15 protein-coding genes are annotated in these 20,728 nt (G+C 64.1%); 6 read left to right on the forward strand and 9 right to left on the reverse strand.

What is annotated here, in order from left to right; translation table 11 throughout:
- Positions 1–171: 171 nt before the first annotated feature.
- From GWC77_RS20795 to GWC77_RS20805, 3 genes are read left to right on the forward strand one after another with little or no spacing between them, the layout of a single operon-like run.
- Entirely contained in the window at positions 172–3,918 is a 3,747-nt protein-coding gene (locus GWC77_RS20795) for an amino acid adenylation domain-containing protein (protein WP_367949070.1), read from the forward strand.
- 38 nt (positions 3,919–3,956) lie between these two features.
- Positions 3,957–4,166 carry an MbtH family NRPS accessory protein gene (locus tag GWC77_RS20800; protein WP_173260046.1) on the forward strand — a complete coding sequence of 70 codons (210 nt, stop codon included), beginning with the start codon at positions 3,957–3,959 and terminating at the stop codon, positions 4,164–4,166.
- Complete coding sequence (locus GWC77_RS20805; protein WP_173260047.1) at positions 4,163–5,578, forward strand: MATE family efflux transporter; 1,416 nt, start codon at positions 4,163–4,165, stop codon at positions 5,576–5,578. Before GWC77_RS20800 ends, GWC77_RS20805 begins: the two co-directional genes overlap by 4 nt.
- Positions 5,579–5,659: 81 nt before the next feature.
- Here the strand turns inward: GWC77_RS20805 and GWC77_RS20810 are convergent, their stop codons facing one another.
- The 3 genes from GWC77_RS20810 to GWC77_RS20820 form a co-directional block, all read right to left on the reverse strand.
- Positions 5,660–7,480 (reverse strand): M61 family metallopeptidase, encoded by a 1,821-nt coding sequence (locus tag GWC77_RS20810; protein ID WP_173260048.1) that lies wholly within the window; start codon positions 7,478–7,480, stop codon positions 5,660–5,662.
- 70 nt (positions 7,481–7,550) lie between these two features.
- Positions 7,551–8,276: a DsbC family protein gene (locus GWC77_RS20815; RefSeq protein ID WP_173260049.1), complete on the reverse strand. Its 726-nt coding sequence runs from the start codon at positions 8,274–8,276 to the stop codon at positions 7,551–7,553.
- A 75-nt stretch (positions 8,277–8,351) separates the two neighbouring features.
- A complete protein-coding gene (locus GWC77_RS20820) occupies positions 8,352–9,527 on the reverse strand; it encodes a UbiH/UbiF family hydroxylase (protein WP_173260050.1) in 1,176 nt (391 codons plus the stop codon).
- 170 nt (positions 9,528–9,697) lie between these two features.
- On the opposite strand from GWC77_RS20820, the gene GWC77_RS20825 reads away from it, so the two are divergent.
- Positions 9,698–10,798, forward strand: a complete 1,101-nt coding sequence (locus GWC77_RS20825; protein WP_173260051.1) for a hypothetical protein — start codon at positions 9,698–9,700, stop codon at positions 10,796–10,798.
- A gap of 34 nt (positions 10,799–10,832) precedes the next feature.
- Here the strand turns inward: GWC77_RS20825 and GWC77_RS20830 are convergent, their stop codons facing one another.
- From GWC77_RS20830 to GWC77_RS20840, 3 genes are all read right to left on the reverse strand, one after another.
- A complete protein-coding gene (locus tag GWC77_RS20830) occupies positions 10,833–11,264 on the reverse strand; it encodes a YbgC/FadM family acyl-CoA thioesterase (RefSeq protein ID WP_173260052.1) in 432 nt (143 codons plus the stop codon).
- Complete coding sequence (locus GWC77_RS20835) at positions 11,261–12,145, reverse strand: metal-dependent hydrolase (RefSeq protein ID WP_173260053.1); 885 nt, start codon at positions 12,143–12,145, stop codon at positions 11,261–11,263. Before GWC77_RS20835 ends, GWC77_RS20830 begins: the two co-directional genes overlap by 4 nt.
- A 153-nt stretch (positions 12,146–12,298) precedes the next feature.
- On the reverse strand, positions 12,299–13,516 hold the full coding sequence (locus GWC77_RS20840) for an MFS transporter (protein WP_173260054.1): 1,218 nt from the start codon (positions 13,514–13,516) through the stop codon (positions 12,299–12,301).
- 464 nt (positions 13,517–13,980) lie between these two features.
- Here GWC77_RS20840 and ychF point away from each other — a divergent pair, with 464 nt between their 5' ends.
- Entirely contained in the window at positions 13,981–15,075 is a 1,095-nt protein-coding gene (ychF, locus tag GWC77_RS20845; protein ID WP_173260055.1) for a redox-regulated ATPase YchF, read from the forward strand.
- On the opposite strand, the gene GWC77_RS20850 is transcribed toward ychF, so the two are convergent.
- Positions 15,065–16,333 carry a glycosyltransferase gene (locus GWC77_RS20850; RefSeq protein ID WP_173260081.1) on the reverse strand — a complete coding sequence of 423 codons (1,269 nt, stop codon included), beginning with the start codon at positions 16,331–16,333 and terminating at the stop codon, positions 15,065–15,067. The genes ychF and GWC77_RS20850 overlap by 11 nt on opposite strands.
- Positions 16,334–16,518: 185 nt before the next feature.
- Here GWC77_RS20850 and ettA point away from each other — a divergent pair, with 185 nt between their 5' ends.
- On the forward strand, positions 16,519–18,186 hold the full coding sequence (ettA, locus tag GWC77_RS20855) for an energy-dependent translational throttle protein EttA (RefSeq protein WP_173260056.1): 1,668 nt from the start codon (positions 16,519–16,521) through the stop codon (positions 18,184–18,186).
- 55 nt (positions 18,187–18,241) lie between these two features.
- On the opposite strand, the gene GWC77_RS20860 is transcribed toward ettA, so the two are convergent.
- Both GWC77_RS20860 and GWC77_RS20865 read right to left on the reverse strand, forming a co-directional pair.
- Positions 18,242–18,871 (reverse strand): HAD family phosphatase, encoded by a 630-nt coding sequence (locus GWC77_RS20860; RefSeq protein ID WP_173260057.1) that lies wholly within the window; start codon positions 18,869–18,871, stop codon positions 18,242–18,244.
- A 27-nt stretch (positions 18,872–18,898) separates the two neighbouring features.
- Positions 18,899–20,725 carry an aminopeptidase P family protein gene (locus GWC77_RS20865; protein ID WP_173260058.1) on the reverse strand — a complete coding sequence of 609 codons (1,827 nt, stop codon included), beginning with the start codon at positions 20,723–20,725 and terminating at the stop codon, positions 18,899–18,901.
- Positions 20,726–20,728 lie beyond the last annotated feature (3 nt).

Consider the following 20,728-nt stretch of genomic DNA (forward strand, 5'->3'; position numbering starts at 1 on the left):
GACGGGGGACTGCTCGGCGCGGCGTGGCGGCAGCGGTTCCGGGCTACGCCCTTCACCGCTGCCGCCACGCCAGTACTCTCATCCTGATTGACGCGCTGCTCTCATCTTGTTTGACGCGCGGCAGCGCTTCGTACGACGTTCAGGCTGCAGGGCGACCGGCCTGTACGGACCATCGCACCAGCCGACGTCGGGATGACGTTGCGGTTCGTCGATCTCGGCGATCTGGCCGACGCGAACGAACGCCAGATGCGGCTGCAGCAACGGCTCGCCGACGAAGCCGCCGAGCCGTTCGATCTCGAACGCGGCCCGCTCGCCCGCGCATTGCTACTGCAGCTCGCGCCGAACGAACACGTGCTTTTCTTCACGGTCCATCACATCGTATTCGACGCGTGGTCGAACGGTGTCTTCGCCACGGAGCTGGGCGCGCTGTATCGCGCCTGCGACGAGGACCCGCTGCCGCCGTTGCACATCCAATACGCGGATTATGCGCAATGGCAACGCGAGCGGATCGACGACGCACGGCAGCAGCACGCGGCCGACTACTGGAAGCAAGCCCTCGCGGGTCTTCCGCCCGCACTCGAACTACCGACGGACCGACCGCGCCCGCCGCAACGGCGGTACGACGGCGCCCATTGCCCGGTTGTCATCGACGCGGAGCTGACCCGTCAGTTGCACGCGTTGAGCCGCCGTCACGACGCGACGCTCCAGATGACGCTGCTGGCGAGCTGGGCCATGCTGCTCGCGCGGTTATCGGGACAGCATGACATCGTGATCGGCAGTCCGACCGCCGGGCGCCAACGCAGCGAAACCGAGCCGCTCATCGGCTTCTTCGTCAACATGCTCGCGCTGCGTTTTCCGCTGACGCCTGCGCATACGGTAGCGGACTGGCTGCGCCACAGCCGGCAGCAGGCGCTCGACGCGCAACGGCATGCCGAGCTCCCGTTCGAGTACGTCGTCGAACTGGTGCAGCCGTCGCGCAGCCTCGCGCATGCGCCGATTTTCCAGACGACGTTTGCTTGGCAAAACGCGCCGCGCGGCGCACTCGAATTCGCAGGTCTCGACGTTTCGCCGCTCGAAGACCTGGGCGGTGCGACAGCGAAGTTCGACCTGTCGCTCGGCCTGCGCGAAGTCGACGGAAAGATCGCAGGCGTCCTCGAATATGCCACTGCCCTTTACGACCGCGCGACAGTCGAGCGGTATGTCGACCACTGGCGCGCGCTCGTCGCGGCAATGGCGGCTGACGATACCCGGGCGCTCGCCGACCTCCCGCTGCTGACTCCCGCTCAATACCGGCAACTGACAGTGGACTGGAACGCCACACACGTTCCGTCGCCGGCGTCCGTTTGTCTACACCGGCAATTCGAAAAGCAAGCCGACCGCACGCCCGATGCGATCGCAGTCGTGTTCGAAGAACGGCAGCTGACGTACGCTGAGCTGAATGCCCGAGCCAACCGGCTCGCACGCCGCCTCGTCGCACTCGGTGTCGCGCCTGACGATCGGATCGCGTTGAGCGCCGAGCGCGGCATCGAGATGATAATCGGCGTGCTCGGCATTCTGAAGGCCGGGGGCGCCTACGTACCGCTCGATCCGCACGCGCCGCCTGCTCGGCTCGCCTACCTGCTCGAGGACTCGGCGCCCGTCGCCGTGATCATTCCTTCGGCGCAGCGCGCGAGCGCGATCGTGCCGACACATCTACCGGTTGTCTCGATCGAAGAACCCGACGGCGACGCCGACTTGCCGGCAGACAACCTACGCGCGCCAGCTCCCGAAGTCACCTCACAGCACCTCGCGTACGTGATCTACACGTCGGGCTCGACCGGTCAACCCAAAGGCGTGATGGTCGAGCACCGATCGGTCATGAACCTGTGGACCGGGCTGGAGCAAGCGATCTATACCGCCACTGGCGACTGCACGCGAATCGCAATGAACGCGGCGCTCTCCTTCGATGCGTCGGTGCAGGCGCTCACCCAGTTGCTCAGCGGCCGTTGCGTCGTCGTCGTGCCGCAATCCGTGCGAGGCGACGCCGCCGAGCTGTGCGCTTTCCTCGTCCGCGAGCGGATCGACGCATTCGATTGCACGCCGGCGCAACTGGAATGGCTAGTTGCGGAGGGCTTCTTCGAGGACCGACACGGTCATTGTGTGAAAGCGATACTCGTCGGCGGCGAGGCAATCACGCACAGGACGTGGGACCGGCTGCGCGGCGTGCGCACCCCGGCGCTTTACAACGTGTACGGACCGACCGAGTGCACGGTCGATGCAACCATTGGGCGCATCGGCGCCGACGCACAGCGCCCGCACATCGGCCGACCGCTGGCAAATACGCAGATTTATATCCTCGATCGCCGCGGACAGCCGGCGCCGGTCGGCGTGGCCGGCGAAATCTGCATCGGTGGCGCCGGCGTGGCGCGCGGCTATCTGAACCGGCCCGCGTTGGACGCGGAGCGCTTCGTTCCTGACCCGTTCGCCGGCATCGACGGTGCGCGCATGTATCGAACCGGCGACCTCGGCCGCTGGCTCCCCGACGGCACGATCGAATATGTCGGCCGGAACGATCAGCAGGTGAAGATCCGTGGTTTTCGCATCGAGCTAGGCGAACTCGAGTGCGTCCTGGAGCGGCATGCCGACGTCTTGCAGGCCGTCGTCGCCGTTCACGGCGACGACGAACGTCGCCAACTAGTCGCCTATCCAGTCGTCCGCCGGCAAGCGGGCGTCGAGGGGACGGACGCCGCTGCGCTGCGTCGCCACGTCGCAGCATACCTGCCCGAGTACATGGTCCCCGCTGCGATCGTGATCCTCGATGCCCTGCCGCTCACCCCGAACGGCAAGGTCGACCGCCGCGCGCTGCCGGCCCCCGATTTCGCCGCGCGCACGCCGTCGCGGGAACCGGTTACGCCGTCCGAACACGCGCTGGCCGCGCTCTTCGCGGACACACTCGGTATGGCTCGCGTCGGCGCCGACGACAACTTCTTCGAGCTCGGCGGTCACTCGCTGCTCGCCGTGCAACTCGTGAGCCGCATTCGCGCAACGCTGAACGTCGCGCTCCCCGTACAAGCGCTGTTCGAAGCCCCCACCGTCGCCCGGCTCGCCCAGCGGATGGCGGACGGGGGAGCCGCGCCCGCGGGCAGCGCATTGAACATCGTCCTGCCGCTGCGCCCCGCCGGCACGAAGTCCCCGCTGTTCTGCGTCCATGCCGCAACCGGTCTCGGTTGGTCGTACGCGGCGCTCGTCACGCATCTGGACAGGGAGGTACCGATCTATGCCCTGCAGGCGCCGTTTCTCGAACCTGCCTGTCCGCTGCACGAAGACCTCGACGCCCTGATCGACGCCTACGTCGAAGCGCTGCGCACCATCCAGCCCGAGGGCCCGTACCGCCTGCTCGGCTGGTCGATCGGCGGCATCATCGCGCACCGCATCGCGACCCAGCTCCAAAGCATCGGCGAGGAAGTTGAACAGCTCGTCCTGCTCGACAGCCGGCCGGCGGCGCTGGCCGGCTCGCCCGCTGCGCCCGCCGCAACCGACGCACAGCGCCTGCGCCGCTTCCTCGATGTCCTCGGCGCCCCAGCCCTGCCGGACGACCTCGCCGCTGCCTCGCCCCTCGACATCCTGGCTCGCGTTCATGCACGACACGAGCGGCTGTCGGCGTTGCCGCTCGCGCAAGTGCAAAGGCTCTACGCAGTCTTCACGCACATGATGCGCATCTGGCGGCAGCCGAATCTCGGCCGCTTCGACGGCAAAATCGTGTTCGTCGAGGCCACGGCGACGACAACCGCCGCGGGCGAGCACACCGTACCGCCCCGGACGATCTGGACACGCCACGCGACCAACGTCGTCACGCATGGTGTCGATTGCACGCATGACGATCTGGCCCGTCCCGTCTGGATGAATCGGATCGCCCGCATGCTGAACGACATGCTGTGACCGTCCAACTTCGAACGACCGACTTACTGGAGAAAGCAATGACCGACACCCCCGATACGCTCGACGCCCAAGCGCCCGCCTCCGACTATCTCGTCCTCGTCAACGCCGAGGAGCAGCATTCGATATGGCTCGCCGCCGTCGATATACCCGCCGGCTGGTCCGTCGTGCATCGGGCCGCGACGCAGCAAGAAGCGATCGCGTACGTCGACGCGAATTGGACGGACATGCGTCCCGCCAGCCTGCGATGAACAGCGAGCACGGCCGGCGCAACGACGTGATCGTGAACGGCCCGGTCGGGCGCACGCTGCTCGAACTCCTGCTGCCCATTCTCCTCAGCAACGTGCTGCAATCGCTGAACGGCTCGATCGACGCAATGTGGGTCGGCCGCTACATCGGAAAAGCGGCGCTTGCGGCGACCGCGAACGCGAACACGATCCTGTCGTTCGTCGTGGCGAGCATCATGGGCTTCGCGATGGCTGCGACGATCCTGATCGGCCGCAGCCTTGGCGCATCGGACCTACACGAAGCGAAGAAAACGCTCGGTACCAGCGCGACGTTTTTCGCCGTCGTGTCGACATCTATCGCGGCCGCCGGGCTGCTGGGAGCCGAACCGCTGCTCGTCGCGATGCATTCGCCGCCCAGCGTGCTGCCGCTCGCCGCCGCCTATTTGCGCATCATGTTCGCGGCGGTGCCGTTCCAGACTAGCTACCTGTTCGTGACGATCGTCGTTCGCAGCGCCGGCGACACGCGCACGCCGTTGCTCTTCCAGCTTGCAGCCGTCGGGCTGGACATCGTGCTGAACCCCGTGCTCATATGCGGGTGGGGGCCGATTCCAGGGGCCGGCATCGCGGGCTCCGCCGCGGCCACGCTGATCGCACAAACGTCGAGCCTTGCCGCCCTGGCCGTGTACCTCTACCGCCGGCGCCATGTGCTTTGCCTGCGAGCCGACGATGCGCCTCTCCTGCGCCCTGACTGGTCCCGTGTGCGCACGATCGTAACGACGGGCATCCCCATGGGGCTTCAGATGGCGGTGGTATCGTTGTCGACGATCGCGATGATCTCGCTCGTCAATCGGTTTGGCGCATCGACCACGGCGGCGTACAGCGCGTGCCTGCAGCTATGGAACTACGTGCAGATGCCGGCGTTGGCAACCGGAATGGCCGTATCCACGATGGCCGCTCAGAACATCGGTGCGCGCAGGCCGGATCGGGTACGCCGGATCGCGCGGACGGGCATCCTGCTCAACCTCGCGATCACCGGCAGTCTCGTGGCGGCAATCTCCGCGGCCAGCGATAGCGTGCTGCGAATCTTCTTGCCCGCCGACGCCGGCGTCGTGCTGACCGCGCAGCATATTCAGGCCGCCGTCACCTGGTCGTTCGTGCCGCTCGGCGTCACGTTCGTGCTGTCGAGCATCGCGCGCGCCTGTGGCGCCGTCCGCGTTCCGCTCGTCATCCTGTTCGTCGCGTTCTGGTGCATCCGTCTGCCGTTCGCCGCACTGCTGATGCGAACGTGGGGCGCCGACGCCCTGTGGTGGAGTTTCGGGCTCGGCGCAATTGTCGCGATGACGATGTCGCTCGCGTGGTATGGCATGCGGGGAAGTCGCTGCGGGGTCAACGGTGCGTTTCGCGCCGGTGCCGGCACTTCGGATTTCGCGCGGTAACGGCACCGCGGCCGGGGTGCCGTTACGCTGGGGAACCAATCCTCGATGACTGTCAGTAAGGATCGGATCAGCCGAACACGCCTAACCCAGCAGCCAGCGCTCGCGCGCGCGGCGCACTGGCGCACGCGCCTTGTCATCGGCCACGAGCTTGTAACGCGTGACGTCGGGACCGTCGAGCTTCGCGCGCACCGTCCGGAGTTCGTCGCGACGAAACGCGTGAATGTCGACAGTTGCACCGGGCAAATAGCGCCCAAGCAGCGCGTCGAGGTTCGAACCGGTCACACGCACGCCGTCGATGGCGACAAGGACATCGCCTGCCGACAACCCCGCTTTTTGCGCCGCGCTACCGTCGTGAACGGCGGCAAGCGTGCAATCCGTGCCGGCTGAGCGCACACGAACGCCCAGCGATGGCTTGCGGATGCGTCCCGCCTCACCGTTGCCGAGGTCCGGGCGCAGTTCGACGCCGACAGCCGCAAACAACGCGTCGAGCGGCAGATCGCGCGTGCCATAAACGGCTTCGTCGAAAAGCGACCCGAGATCGACGCCCGTCGCCTCCGCGATCAGTGCCCTCACCTCATCCTCGCCGACGCCTTGCGCCTCGTCCCCGTTCCGATAAAAGTCGCGACCGTAGCGTTGCCAGAGCAGCCGCATGACGTCGTCGAGCGACTTGCGGTGATTCGTGCGTTCGCGGATGGCCAGATCGAAGGCCAACGCGACGAGCGAACCCTTCTGGTAGTAGCTCACGATTGCGTTCGGCGCGTTTTCGTCCTGACGGTAGTATTTGATCCAGGCGTCGAACGAGCTTTCCGCCACGCTTTGCTTGAGCCGTCCGCTGCCGCGCAGCACGCCGCCGATCGTCTTGCCGAGTTGGGCGAAGTACTCATTGGGCGACATCGCGCCGCTGCGTACGAGCATCAAATCGTCGTAGTAGGAGGTCACGCCCTCGAAAAGCCACAGCAGCGAGGTGTAGTTCTCGCGCGAGAGGTCGTAGGGTACGAAAGCGGCCGGCTTGATGCGCTTGACGTTCCAGGTATGAAAGTACTCGTGGCTGCACAAGCCGAGGTACGTGCGATAGCCTTCGGTCGTGTCGGTGCGGCCCACAACCGGTAGATCCGTGCGATTGCAGATGAGCGCCGTCGAGGCGCGGTGCTCGAGCCCCCCGTAGCCGTCGGTCACCGCCAGCGTCATGAAGACATAGCGCGATACCGGTGCCTTTTTCGAGCGCGGCTCGAATAGCGCGATCTGAGCCTCGCAAATACGCTTCAGATCGGCCGAGAGCCGCTCCATGTCGACACGCGTCGTGCGACCGGAAATAACGATGTCGTGCGGTACGCCATGCGCGGTGAACGTGGCGAGCTCGAATTCGCCCAGCGTGACCGGATGGTCGACGAGCTCATCGTAGTTCTGCGCCTGATATTCGCCAAAACCGTACCGCTTGGTGCCGCGCGCTTCGGTGAGCGCCGTCCCCACACGCCAGTTCCGATAGGCCGCGCCGGCGGGCTTGCGGATTTCGACGCGGCACGGTGCCGCTTCACGGCCCAACGCTGCGAGAAAGACGCTCGTGCCGTTGAAAAAGCCCGTCGTATCGTCGAGATGGGCAGCCCGCACCGACAGGTCCCATGCGTAGACCTCGTAACGCAGCGTCAGCGCGCCGCCTTTTAGCGGCGCGGTCTGCCACGTTTGCTTGTCGAGCTTGTCGATCCGGACCTTGCGCCCGTTTTCGCTGAAAGCCTGCAGTGAAACGACGTTGCGCGCGAACTCCCGCACCATGTAGCTGCCAGGTATCCAGGTCGGTAAAGAAAAACGCTGGCCGGCGGGATCGGGATCGGCCAGCGTCAGCGTTACTTCGAAGATATGCGCGGCAGGTTGCTTGGGAACGATGACGTAGCGGATCGGCTTCATCGGCAGCTAAGCGAAATGGGCGGGAAGAGAATGGATGTGGGGCGGTCTGCTCAACTCTGGCCCAACCGGTTCAACGCGCTTTGCCGAGCGCACGCTCGAGCGCATCGGCGGATACGGCACCCGGCAGGCGGCGCCCGTCCGCGAGGATGATCGTCGGCGTGCCGGTCACATTCAAGCCGCGGCCGAGCGCGAGATTTTTGTCGATCGCGCTCGTGTCGCAGGTACCCGCACCCGAGGGGGCACGGCGTTCGAGCATCCAGGCTTCCCACGTCTTGGCTCGATCGGCCGAGCACCAGATGGCCTTGGCTTTCGCGGTCGAATCGTCCGACAGCACTGGGTAAAGGAAGGTGTAGACGGTGACGTTGTCGATCGATTTGAGCGATGCCTCGAGTTGCTTGCAGTACGGGCAGTTGGGATCAGAGAACACGGCCATCTTGCGGCTGCCGTTGCCCTTCACGACTTTGACCGCGTTGGCGAGCGGCAGGCTTGCGAAATCGACCTTGTTGATTTCGGCGAGGCGGGCCTCGGTGAGATTCGCGTGTGCTTTCGTGTCGAGCAGATCGCCGACGAAAACATAATCGCCATTGGCATCGCTATAAATCAGCTGTGCGCCGACGTTCACTTCGTAAAGCCCGGCGACCGGTGCCTTGGTGATGCTTTTGATCTGCAGATCGGGCAGGCGGGCCTGCAGCGTCGCCTTGAGCTTGTCCGTCGTCTGGTCGGCGTGCGCGGAGCATCCAAGTGCCATCGCGGCGATGAGGGCAGCGCTCAGGGCGCCGCGCAGGAAAGTAGCCATGATTTACAAGTCCTTCTGATCGTTCGCCGCGCGGGGTTCCGGCGCGGCGCATGGATTCGTGTCCGTCCGTCCCGGCTAGCCAAGCGCCGCCGAAACCAGCCAGCGCTTCACGAGCGGCTGCGCGCCGACCAGCGACATGCCGGCGTTGCGCAACGTACGGGCGAAAAAGCCTGGAAAGGAAAAGAGGCGCTGCAGCCCGTCGGTCGCAGCGGTGAGCGCGCCGATGTCTTCACGGCGAGAGCGCTCGTAGCGACGCAGTAGCACCAGGTCGCCGAGATCGCGAAACGGCTCCTTTTTGGCGAGGACGTCCGCGAGCGATGCCACATCGCGCAGGCCCAGGTTCATCCCCTGCCCGGCGAGCGGATGAATGAGATGGGCGGCGTCGCCGACGAGCGCCACGCGCGGCGCGACGAGGCGATCCACACGTTGCAGCGAAAGCGGGAAACCGTGCGCGGCCCCGACGCATTCGAGCTCTCCGAGCCGGCCATGCGTTGCCCGTTCGACCGCGGCTGCGAGCTGTGCCGGCGCAAGCGCAACGAGCTCGCGTGCATGGTCGGTGCGAGCCGACCAGACGAGCGATACATGGCCGCCCGGCAGTGGCAGCAGCGCGACGATCTCGCGATCGTCCGTAAACCACTGGTAGGCGGTTTCGCCGTGCGGCTTCGATGCTTTGAAGTTCGCCACGACACCGGTTTGCCGGTAGTCGCGCCGCGTCACCTCGGCCCCCATCTGCGCGCGCACCCACGAATGTGCACCATCGGCACCGACGATGAGATCGGCTTCGATCACGACGCCGTTGGCCAATGCGAGCATGGCGGCATCGGTTTTCGCATCGAGCCCTTGCGCCCGCGTGTCGAACCAGGTCACGTGCGGCTGGAAGCGTAAGGCGGCATCGAGCGAATGTTCGACGAGCGTCGATTCGACGATCCAGGCAAGCTGCGGCACAGCCGCCTGGAACGCCGAGAAATGGAGTTCCGCTTGGGCGTCGCCATAGACGCGCATATCGTAGACGGGCGACAGACGATCGTGGTCGAGCGCCTGCCAGACCCGCAGGCGTTCCAGCAGTGCCTGGGAACTCGCTGACAGCGCGTAGATCCGGGCATCGAAAAGCACGTCGGCCGGACGCGGCGCGGCAGGCTGCGCGATCAGGGCGATACGCAGTCCGTTTTGTGCGAGCGCAAGCGCGGCGCATTTGCCGACGAGGCCGCCGCCAACGACGGCGACGTGAAACGTCTGATGATGGGCGGTCATTGCCGCATTATATCTGCGCTGGGTCGCGCGGCCGGGCGCCGCGGCAAATTGGGCCGTGCGGCAGGTCACAGTGCTGCCCGCGCGGCGACGGTCTGCTCGGAACAGGCTGCAATTTCGGTTCGTAAGCGTCGCTTTCGCGTGGCTTTCGTCTCGATGCGGGAGCATCGGCGATGATGGTAGACCACTACGTCTTGCGTACAACGGATATGACGAATGCTCCGAACGGTGGATCTTCTATCTCTCGGAGGCTCGACGGGCTCGACGGCCTCGCCGCCCAGGAAGACGGGGTGCCGTCGCAGAACCTGGATGGCCGCGCCGATGCCGAGTCACCCTACGCGCCGCCTGCCGCGACCGGGCTGCTCGCCGGACTCAACCGACGGTCCATCCGCGACGCGCTCGATAACGGGCGGGCGAGCAGATTCGCTCAGACAGATGAGGCGACACACCTTTCCGGTCGGCCGCGGCAAGACGCAGTCACGCCGGAGACTCGACAGATCCCGGTTGACTCGTCGGCGCCAGAGCCTCCCGGCGATTCAGGCCGTGAACGCGCGGCCCGCGGCGATGCCGGTTTTCATGTCGTAACGGGCGCGGCAAGTCCCGACAATGCCCAAAGGCTCACCCCGCGTGAGCTGAGTCAAGCGGGCACGAAATTCGATGCGGGGCTTTGGACACTCGACGATGCCGTCCGTGAACTCGGCGTCACGGACCCGGACGATCGCGAGAAACTGCGGGAGATGGCAGCGCAGTCTGCACGGTTTGCAGGCGCAACGCTCGTCCGGTCGGAACCCGACGATTCACCCCATGCGCCGGCCCCCGTTGCGCTGCCAGCCGAACAACCGGTGCGCTTATCCGATGCCACATCGACCGCGCTTTCGCCGCGCGTTCAAGCGCGGATGCTATTGCGCTCATGTCTGGAAGCATTCCGACAAGCGGAAGCAGCGCTGGAGGGAGTTCTTTCCAATCAGTATCAAAACGATGGGTTGTCTGAGCACCTGACAAAAGCGGAGCAGCATATCGATGAAGGAACTCAGCAAGCGAATGAAGCTTTCGCGTTGTTGATCGAAGAGACAAAAGCCGCTCCGTCATTGGAATTCAGCAGAACCGTTCGCGAGCGCCAAGTTTCTTTTCAAAACTCCACTGCGCAATTCAGGAGAGAGATTGGGAAGGCCGGAACGAACAACTGGGCATTTGACCGCTTGAGCGATGCGCTCACCCGCATGCGCCGAGGGTTGGAAACTTTGACAGCGGTGTTGGACGGCCAGACACCGTAGGCGCGGGGTGCGTGAGCTGCCGATACCGGCAATGTCACACGGGTGCGATCTCGTGTGAAAGCGCGGCCTTCAAAGCATCTGGCAATGGCGCGGGACGTTGCGTCGCGACGTTGACGCAGGCGAGTCTGAACTCGGCACCTGCCACTGGAGTCTCGTCCCGCATCAGCGTCTGACTGACAAGCAGGCTGCAGCGGCTGGCCGCGGAGACATTTCCGCGCGCCAACAGCCGCTCGTCCAGCGCCGCGGGCTTTAGATAGTGGAGCGTTGCGTCCACCACCGCGAGTGCAACGCCATAGATGTCCTGAAGCTCGCGAGCCGAGCACCCGACGGCGCACTGCCATTCTGAGCGGGCTGCCTCGAACCACCTCAAATAGGCGGTGTGATGAGCCACTCCGCCCGCGTCTGTGTCCGCATAGTAGACACGGACGGCGTGCACGGGCAGCTCGATGGTCAACGAAACACTCATGAGCAGCCGCCCCACTCGTGCGAAGCGGAACTTGCGGCCGCGTCACGCCATGCGGCGATCAGGCGACGGTCGTCCGTATTGCAAGGGTGAAATCGCGGATGAAAGTAGACAAAAAAAGCCGGCGTCATGCGGCGAAACAAGCCCGGCGCCACCCAGAGGTAGCGCAACAACGCGAGCCAGCTTCTCCATGAAGCGCTATCCTGCTCCGCCAGACGCGCAACGTTGACGAACAGCCTTCGCATAAAGCCGATCGTCACCTGTATCGCCGCCGAACAACGAAGAAAGTATGCCCCCACTCCCCGACCGTATGCCGAGGTGAAGACGTCGAACGCCACCGATTTGTGTTCGATTTCCTCGACGGCGTGCCAGCGCCACAACGCGCCAAACTCACTATCGCCTCGCATGATGGCGCCGCTCGCCAGGATCTGATGCGCCAGCGACGCCGTGAAATGTTCCATCGCGACCGTCATCGCAAGCCTGCGTCGCGGTGCAACCTTTTCGAGCGGCTTGGAAAACATCCTGATGTCAAGCGTGTCGACTTCATAACCGCTTGCGACCATCGCACCGAGATATGCCCGATGTTCCCGGCTATGAGCGGCCTCCTGTTGCATAAAGCCGCTGACATCCGAGAGCAGGCGCTCTTCTTTCACATGCTTGCGGTGTTCACGGACGCTGTTGATGAAGAATTTTTCCCCTTTAGGGAAAAACAGCGACATTGCATTGTAGAAGCGCGATACCGCACTTCCGGCTGAGTGCCAGTCGCAAACATCGCCGCCAGCGAGGTCGAACGATATGTCTCGCAGCGATATCAGATCACGATGATCTGCGCATTTTGTTGTTTCCACAACCATTGCAACAGTTGCGATATCGCGTCGTAACATGGCGTCTCCGACGTTGTATATGCGGCAAAGCGCGTAGCGTAGCGATACCCATATTAGATATTGCGCATCGCGTGCTGAGTACGCGCTTTCGTAGCGAACACCCCGAACGGACGCGCGCAGTGCGAAGGAGCGGTTCTCAGGTGACGTTTGCTGCTAAGCCGGGGACCCGGGCGGGCGACCGCTCGGCTTCGTCACGAGCAGCAAGCCGAGCGCCGAAACAGCGACGACGCTGGCCATCGCGACGTAGAGGCCGGCAACCGAAGCCCCGCCATACACGGTGGGCGCGGAAAAGATCAGCAATCCAATCCCGCTCGTCATCAGCACGCTGTTGGCGCGAAAACGACCTAGCAAGTGTCTCGGACACTCCGCCAGGAACCGGGTCTCGCTTCGTATGCGTACCAGGGAGAAACCGGCGCCGAGAAAGAAATGCGTTGTCAGCAAAGCCGGAAAAGCGGAAAGAAGCGGGATCGCCGCGAGAGCGATAGCCATTGTTCCAACTACGATGAAATCGAGGCGCATGGTACCCGGCGAATTCGCCGCAAACTTTGCTAGCCACACGCCGACAAGGAGTGCGCCGATCGACCACGCTGCTTCTATCATCGAATAGTCCGCGCTCGTGCCGCGGAAATAAAAGGCGATAAGCGCCGGTAGCAATGTATTCGTGATCTGCCCGATCGAAAACGCCAGTGCGGCGCAGGTTGCTATCGCGAACAATCGGCGGTGCCGAAGGTAGAGCATCGGCCCTGCGGAAAATGCTCCCCGTTTCCAGGTGGGCGAAGCGCTATCGCGCGCCACATACAAGGCAGGCAGCAACCACCAGCTGATTCCGGCCAGAAGCGCACCACAGGCAGAAATGAAGAGGAAAGCGTGAACGAGGTTGGCTTGAGAAACAACCAGGCCGCCCAACGCCGTCCCGAAAATCAGCGCGATTTGAGCGGTGGAATTGAGGGTCGCCAAGTGCCGAGGTCGTTCGGACTGCTGAAGATGAGTCTTCAGGAAGTAATCCATTGCGCCGCCCAGGACAGAACTGGAGGCAGTAGTCAGGACTACGGCGACAGCGATGGCCTCGAACATCGTCTCGTCGGTCAGCGTCGCTTGTGTAAGAAGCGGGATTCCGCCCGAAACGACGATGCCTAGATGACCGCACAGCAGCATTGCTTTTTTTCTGGCGAAGTAGTCGACCGTTGCGCCCAGAATCGGCGAGAGAACCAGGCTGGCCACCGTCGAGATCAACAGAATCTTTCCGGCAGCGTCAGCTCGCCCTGTGCTCTGCACCGCCGACCATGCGACCACGACCAATTGATAGCCGATTCGCAAGAAGTTGATCGCGGCCAGTGCCGCGAATAGTTTGATGGACGGGCTGCGCGCCAAGCCAGCGGCCGGACGCGGACATTCGACTTCGACTACGTCAGTGGTCATCGTGGCAAGTTCAAGCCGTCGACAGTTGGGAGAGCGGACCTGACGACAAGGCCTTTCGCTCGGCGACAATTTAATGCCTATCGACCCGGAACGTATACGAAATGTAATAAAACCCGTCTAGGTCGATAGTCAGCGTAACCGGCTGCCCTGAGCCTTCGAACCATCTGCCGGAGAGGCTGGCCGAGCATTGCGCGGTCGCGCAGACGTCCCATCGCCAGCCAGTCCACCCGCCCGAAAGCGTTACAATTACCGTTTCACGAGTCGAAGACGAGCACGAACCATGGACGACAAGCGCCCGATCCGAGCCCGTTCCGTCTCGTACCCGAATTCAGCTTGCGGCTATCGCACTTCGGTCCATTGCGGACAACGGAAGAAGCGGCGAGTAACCGCAACAGATCGATCCAGAAAGGTCTTCCATGAGTCTCAAATGCGGCATCGTCGGCCTGCCGAACGTCGGCAAGTCCACCCTCTTCAATGCACTGACGAAGGCCGGCATCGCCGCCGAGAACTATCCGTTCTGTACGATCGAGCCGAACGTCGGTGTCGTGGAAGTACCCGATGCGCGGCTGAAAGCGCTCGCCGAGATCGTCAAGCCTGAGCGCGTCGTACCGGCTGTCGTCGAATTCGTCGATATCGCGGGCCTCGTCGCCGGAGCGAGCAAGGGCGAAGGCCTCGGTAATCAGTTCCTCGCCAATATCCGCGAGACCGATGCGATCACGCACGTCGTGCGCTGCTTCGAAGACGAAAACGTGATTCACGTGGCCGGCAAGGTCGATCCGCTCTCCGACATCGAAGTCATCAACACGGAACTGGCGCTCGCCGATCTCGCCACTGTAGAGAAAGCGCTCGCCCGCTATTCGAAAGCCGCGAAATCGGGCAACGACAAGGAAGCCGTCAAGCTCGCCGCGGTACTCGAGAAGGCCCGCGCGCAGCTCGATATGGCCAAGCCGATCCGCGCGCTCGATCTGTCCGATGACGAGGCCACGCTCCTCAAGCCGTTTTGCCTCATCACCGCGAAACCGACGATGTATGTGGCCAACGTGAAAGACGACGGCTTCGAGAACAACCCCTACCTCGATGCCGTGCGCCGGCATGCCGATGCGGAGAAATCGCCCGTCGTCGCGGTGTGCGCGGCGATCGAAGCGGAGATTGCCGATCTGGCCGACGAGGACAAGGAAGTGTTTCTCGCCGATATGGGAATGGACGAGCCGGGCCTGAACCGTGTCATCCGTGCTGGTTTCAAGTTGCTAGGTCTGCAGACGTACTTCACGGCAGGCGTGAAGGAAGTGCGCGCCTGGACGATCCATATCGGCAATACAGCGCCGCAAGCGGCCGGCGTCATTCATACAGACTTCGAGCGCGGCTTCATCCGCGCACAGACGATCTCGTTCGATGACTTCGTTGCCTATAAAGGCGAACAAGGCGCAAAGGAGGCCGGCAAGATGCGCGCCGAGGGCAAAGAGTACGTCGTGCACGATGGCGACGTCATGAACTTCCTGTTCAACGTCTGAGCTCCACCAGCCCGGCCCGGCTCCCCGCACGCGCAATCGACTCGATCGTCCGCACGGCCTCGCCGAGGCCGTCTTCTTGCGCCATCGCCGCACCGATTGCGGCCGCGCGCGTGCGTACTTCCGCACGCGACGCGAAGTCGATGGCGCGTGCCAGCGCCGCCGCCGATACCCGCTTTCCTTGCACGGCTGCCGGTGCGATGCCGCGCTTAGCGAGTCGATCCGCCCAAAAGAATTGATCGGCCGCAAAAGGAACGACGACGGAAGGCACTCCCGCACGCGCCGCCGAGTGCGATGTACCGGCGCCCCCGTGGTGAACGACCATCGAGGTGCGCGGAAAGAGCCACTCATGCGGCGTATCCCCAACCACATGGAAATTCGAAGGCAACGCGTTGCCATCTATGCCGCTCCATCCCGGGTAAAAGAGGGCGCGGCGCCCCCCGACGGCCCCGATCAATGCTTCGCCAAGTTTGCGCCGATCAAAGCCCGCCATGCTGCCAAAGCCGATGTAGATCGGTGCCTCCCCCGCCGCTAGGAAATCGGCGAGCGGCTTCGGGGCGGACCATTCGCGCGCACCCGGCGGTCTCCATTGCCCGCAAATACGCGCCTGCTGCGGCCAATCGTGAGGCTGTGGCAACAGGCTCGGCGACACACCGTAAAGAATCGGGTGTTCGGTCCACACGCGCTCGCGTGCGGGCAGCGCACAAACGCTCGCTCGCGCCGCGTTCGTCGCTTTGCGAAACGCACGCCAGAGCATCGCATTGACGAAATGGTGGCTCGAGCGGTTGAGCCAGCCCGGCAGCTTGCCGGGCGGCAAAAACGGTGACGCGAAATCAGCGGTCGGCGTGATCGGAATCATACCGGCGCCGATAGCGGGGATGCCCAGGCACTCGGCTACAGACAGCCCGACAAACGACGCCAGCGCCGATACGATCAGCGCATCACAGCCACGCGCCGCGTCCAGCGTCTCGCGCATCCAGACCATCGTATTCGCGTTCGCGATCTCCGCCAGAGCGCGGGCCGTGTTCGAAAAATTCGTTTTACCGCCAACGACATTCGATAACGCCTCGCCCGGCATCAAGGCTCGCTTGATGTCGCCCGTCAGCGGCGATGCGGGTACGCCAAGCGCCGCCGCACTCGTCAGCGTCGATGCATCGGCCAAAATACGCGCCTCGTGACCCGCGTCGATCAGGGCGCGGCACAATGCGCCGAGCGGACGCGTATCTCCCTCGGTTCCGTAAGTCACCACCGCGAATTTCATCGTGCGCTCTTCCAATGCCGGCTTGCACCAGCTTATCGTTACGACGCCGTCGCGGCCTGCGATCCGGTCCATCTTTTGCCCCTCTGAGCACTCGGCCACGCCCCCACCGAAACGCGCGCTTCTTTGCGCGCTCGCCCGGTAACGTGTAAGACTAGCGTTTTCTCTTAATTTCCGTTTCCCCGCACATGGCCCAATACGTCTACACCATGAACCGGGTCGGCAAAATCGTGCCGCCCAAGCGTCAAATCCTGAAGGACATCTCGCTCTCGTTCTTCCCCGGCGCGAAAATCGGCGTGCTCGGCCTGAACGGCTCGGGCAAATCGACGCTCATTCGCATCATGGCCGGCGTCGACCGGGACATCGAAGGCGAAGCGACGCCGATGCCGAATCTGAACATCGGCTACCTGCCGCAAGAGCCGCAGCTCGATCCGGAAAAAACCGTGCGGGAGGCTGTCGAAGAAGGCCTCGGCGATGTCTTCGGCGCGCAAAAGAAGCTCGACGAAATCTACGCGGCCTACGCCGAACCCGATGCCGACTTCGATGCGCTGGCGGCAGAGCAGGCGAAGTACGAGGCGATCCTCGCCGCGAGCGACGGCGGCAGCCCAGAGCAACAACTCGAAGTCGCCGCGGACGCGCTGCGCCTGCCGCCGTGGGACGCGAAGATCGCGAATCTGTCGGGCGGTGAAAAGCGCCGCGTGGCACTGTGCAAGCTGCTCCTCGAAAAGCCCGACATGCTGTTGCTCGACGAGCCTACCAACCACCTCGACGCCGAATCCGTCGAATGGCTCGAACAGTTCCTCACGCGTTTTCCGGGTACGGTCGTAGCCGTCACCCACGATCGCTACTTCCTCGATAACGCCGCCGAATGGATTCTCGAGCTCGACCGCGGCTACGGCATTCCGTGGAAGGGCAACTACAGCAGTTGGCTCGATCAGAAGGAAACGCGCCTGAAACAGGAAGAAACGGCTGAATCGGCGCGTCAAAAGGCGATCAAGAAAGAACTCGAGTGGGTGCGCCAGAACCCGAAGGGCCGTCAGGCGAAATCGAAGGCGCGTATCGCCCGCTTCGAGGAGTTGAGCAGCCAGGATTACCAAAAGCGCAACGAGACGCAGGAAATCTTCATTCCCGCCGGCGACCGGCTGGGCAACGAAGTGGTCGAATTCAAGAACGTCACCAAGGCCTATGGCGACCGGCTGCTCATCGACAACCTGAGCTTCAAGGTGCCGCCCGGCGCGATCGTCGGCATCATCGGCCCGAACGGCGCCGGCAAGTCCACCCTCTTTCGCATGCTGACAGGTCGCGAAACTCCCGATTCGGGCACCATCGATATGGGGCCGACGGTCAAGCTCGCCTATGTCGATCAGAGCCGCGACGCGCTCGACGGCTCGAAGACGGTCTTCGAGGAAATCTCCGGCGGCGCCGATGTCCTGACGGTCGGCAAATACGAAACGCCCTCGCGCGCCTACATCGGCCGTTTCAACTTCAAGGGTGCGGATCAGCAAAAGAACGTCGGCAATCTCTCCGGCGGCGAGCGCGGGCGCCTGCATCTGGCAAAAACGCTCATCGCCGGCGGCAACATGCTGCTGCTCGACGAACCCTCGAACGACCTCGACGTCGAGACGCTGCGCGCGCTCGAAGACGCGCTGCTCGAATTCGCGGGCTCGGTCATGGTCATCTCGCACGACCGCTGGTTCCTCGATCGCATCGCCACCCACATCCTCGCGTTCGAGGGCGACTCACAGGTGGTTTTCTTCGATGGCAATTACCAGGAGTACGAAGCGGACAAGCGCAAGCGCCTAGGCGAGGAAGCGGCCAAGCCCAAACGCATCCGCTATAAGCCGATCACGCGCTGATGAGCTGATACGGGCGGGGAAAGCGGCAAGCGCCCGGTCAACCGGGCGCGCTCATTCAGGTGCCCAGCGCGAGGCCCAGCTCCCGCAGCCGTGCCTCGGTGGCGGCCGCGCTCGTGTGGTGCACGCCGTGCCATCCGAGCGCTGCCGCGGCGTGCGCGTTCTTGATGTTGTCGTCGATGAAGACGAGATCATGGGCCGCCACGCCTGGCACATGCCGCTCGATGCGGGAAAACATCTCGGCATAAATCGCCGGATCGGGCTTCACGAGCTTTACGCGGCCCGATACGACGATGTCGCGAAAGCGCCGCAGCACGTCGAAACGATCCCAGGCATACGGGAACGTCTCGGCCGACCAATTCGTGAGCCCAAAAAGCGGCACGCCGGCAGCCTCGAGCTTTTCGACGAGCGCCGCACCCTCGGCAATCACCCCACCGATCATTTCGTGCCAGCGCGCATAGAACGCGCGAATCAGCGATTCATGCTGCGGAAAACGGGCGACGAGCTCCGCGGTCCCGGTCTCGATCAACTCGCCGCCGTCTTGCCGGACCACCCAGTCCATCGAGCACACCTCGGTCAGAAAGCGGCGGCGCTCTCCTTCGTCGGGAATCAGTTTGCGGTACAGATAATCGGGGTTCCAGTCGATGAGCACCCCGCCGAAATCGAAGACCACCACCTTCGCTGCCATGCAACGCTCTCCCTCGTCGTGCAAAGATCAGATCGCTCGCGTGCGAGCCTCGAGCCAGGCTCGGGCCTCACCCGTCACATGCGGCGAGATACGCTCACGCACCGTCTCGTGATAGCTGTTGAGCCATGCGCGCTCGTCATCGCGCAACAGCGCCGGCGCAATGGCGCGTGTATCGATCGGGCACAGCGTCAGCGTCTCGAAGTCGAGGAACGCGCCGAACTCCGTCTCGCCCGCCGCGCGGCTCAAAACGAGGTTCTCGATTCGCACGCCCCATTGCCCCGGTCGATAGATCCCCGGCTCGACGGACGTGATCATCCCTTCCTGCATCGCGGTATAAGGCTCCGCCGGCGCATAGTGCGAGATCACCTGCGGCCCTTCGTGTACGTTGAGGAAATAACCGACGCCATGCCCCGTGCCGTGCCCGTAGTCGACACCAGCTTCCCAGATCGGCGCACGCGCGATGGCATCGAGCATCGGCGAACGGATACCCCGCGGAAAACGGGCGCGCGAAAGCGCGATCATGCCCTTGAGCACCAGCGTGAAATCGCGTCGTTGCGCGTCGGTGATCGAGCCGATCGGCATCACCCGCGTAATGTCGGTCGTGCCGCCCAGATACTGTCCGCCCGAATCGATCAGCAGCAATCCATCGCCCGCGATGCGCGCATGCGATGCCTCGGTCGCGCGATAGTGCGGCATCGCGCCATTCGCGTTGAAACCGGCAATGGTGCCAAAGCTCTGGCAAATGTAGCCGGGCCTGCGCGCTCGCGCGGCGGTGAGCCGTTCGTCGACGATGAGCTCGGTCAGCGTTTGCCGACCAAGCGCGTTTTCGAACCAGGCGAAGAACTCGGCCAGCGCGGCGCCGTCCTGTTCCATCGTCGCGCGCACGTGCTCCGCCTCGGCGGCAGTCTTGCGCGACTTCGCGAACGTGGACGGGTTGACCGCCTCGACCACGTCGACCGACTGCGGCACCGCCTCGCGCAAGCCGTAGGTGATGCGCCGCGGATCGATGAGCAACGTCGCGCCGGAAGGCAGCGCCGCAAGCGCGGCAGACGCCCGCTCGTACGGTGCGATCGACACGCCGTCGCGCGCGAGGCTAGCGGCGACATCGGGCGGCACCTTGCCTGCGCCGACGAAAAGCGTGGCCGACTCGAGACCGATCAGCGCATGGCCGACGAAGACGGGATTGAAATTGACATCGGCACCGCGCAGATTCGTGAGCCAGGCGAGATCGTCGAGCGTCGAGACGAAATGCCACTGCGCGCCCTGTTCGCGCATCGCTCGCCGCACGGCTTCGAGCTTTTGAACCCGCGCCACGCACGCGTACGGCTCTCGATGCTCGTAAACGGGCGCTGAGGGCAGTTCCGGACGGTCTGCCCACACCGCGTCCAACAGATCGAGGTCGGTCCGCAGCCCGATGCCTCGCGCGCTCAGCGCATCGGCCAATGCACGTGCGGCGGCGAGCGCCAGCACTGAACCATCGGCTCCCACGTTCGACCCCGAGGCCAGCCGCTGCGCGAGCCAATCGACATGCGGCTGCGATTGCTGCCCCGCCGTCATCCTCATGAGTTCGACCCCGCTGCCCTCGAGTTCGGCGGCGGCTTGCACCCAATAGCGGCTATCGGTCCACACGCCCGCGAAGTCCGCTGTGACGACGAGCGTGCCGGCGGAGCCCGTGAAGCCCGAGAGCCACTGCCGGGCTTGCCAGCGTGCGGGCAGATATTCGGACAGATGCGGATCTGAGGACGGCACGACGTAGGCGTCCAGCCGCTCGCGCGCCATGGCATCGCGCAAGCGCGCGATGCGTGCGGCAATGTCCAGGGCGGACCCGGCGGTCTCGGTAGGTCGGTCGTTCATGAA

Origin of the sequence: Paraburkholderia sp. NMBU_R16 (genome assembly GCF_013282575.1) — a bacterium.
Classification (GTDB): Bacteria; Pseudomonadota; Gammaproteobacteria; order Burkholderiales; family Burkholderiaceae; genus Trinickia.

Bases quoted from the DNA above. Each gene is read 5' to 3' on its own strand.
- GWC77_RS20835 (WP_173260053.1), bottom strand. From the start codon at position 12,145: ATGTTACGACGCGATATCGCAACTGTTGCAATGGTTGTGGAAACAACA.
- GWC77_RS20820 (WP_173260050.1), bottom strand. From the start codon at position 9,527: ATGACCGCCCATCATCAGACGTTTCACGTCGCCGTCGTTGGCGGCGGC.
- GWC77_RS20805 (WP_173260047.1), top strand. From the start codon at position 4,163: ATGAACAGCGAGCACGGCCGGCGCAACGACGTGATCGTGAACGGCCCG.
- GWC77_RS20810 (WP_173260048.1), bottom strand. From the start codon at position 7,480: ATGAAGCCGATCCGCTACGTCATCGTTCCCAAGCAACCTGCCGCGCAT.
- ychF (WP_173260055.1), top strand. From the start codon at position 13,981: ATGAGTCTCAAATGCGGCATCGTCGGCCTGCCGAACGTCGGCAAGTCC.
- GWC77_RS20865 (WP_173260058.1), bottom strand. From the start codon at position 20,725: ATGAACGACCGACCTACCGAGACCGCCGGGTCCGCCCTGGACATTGCC.
- GWC77_RS20800 (WP_173260046.1), top strand. From the start codon at position 3,957: ATGACCGACACCCCCGATACGCTCGACGCCCAAGCGCCCGCCTCCGAC.
- GWC77_RS20860 (WP_173260057.1), bottom strand. From the start codon at position 18,871: ATGGCAGCGAAGGTGGTGGTCTTCGATTTCGGCGGGGTGCTCATCGAC.
- GWC77_RS20825 (WP_173260051.1), top strand. From the start codon at position 9,698: ATGATGGTAGACCACTACGTCTTGCGTACAACGGATATGACGAATGCT.
- GWC77_RS20850 (WP_173260081.1), bottom strand. From the start codon at position 16,333: ATGAAATTCGCGGTGGTGACTTACGGAACCGAGGGAGATACGCGTCCG.
- GWC77_RS20830 (WP_173260052.1), bottom strand. From the start codon at position 11,264: ATGAGTGTTTCGTTGACCATCGAGCTGCCCGTGCACGCCGTCCGTGTC.
- GWC77_RS20815 (WP_173260049.1), bottom strand. From the start codon at position 8,276: ATGGCTACTTTCCTGCGCGGCGCCCTGAGCGCTGCCCTCATCGCCGCG.
- ettA (WP_173260056.1), top strand. From the start codon at position 16,519: ATGGCCCAATACGTCTACACCATGAACCGGGTCGGCAAAATCGTGCCG.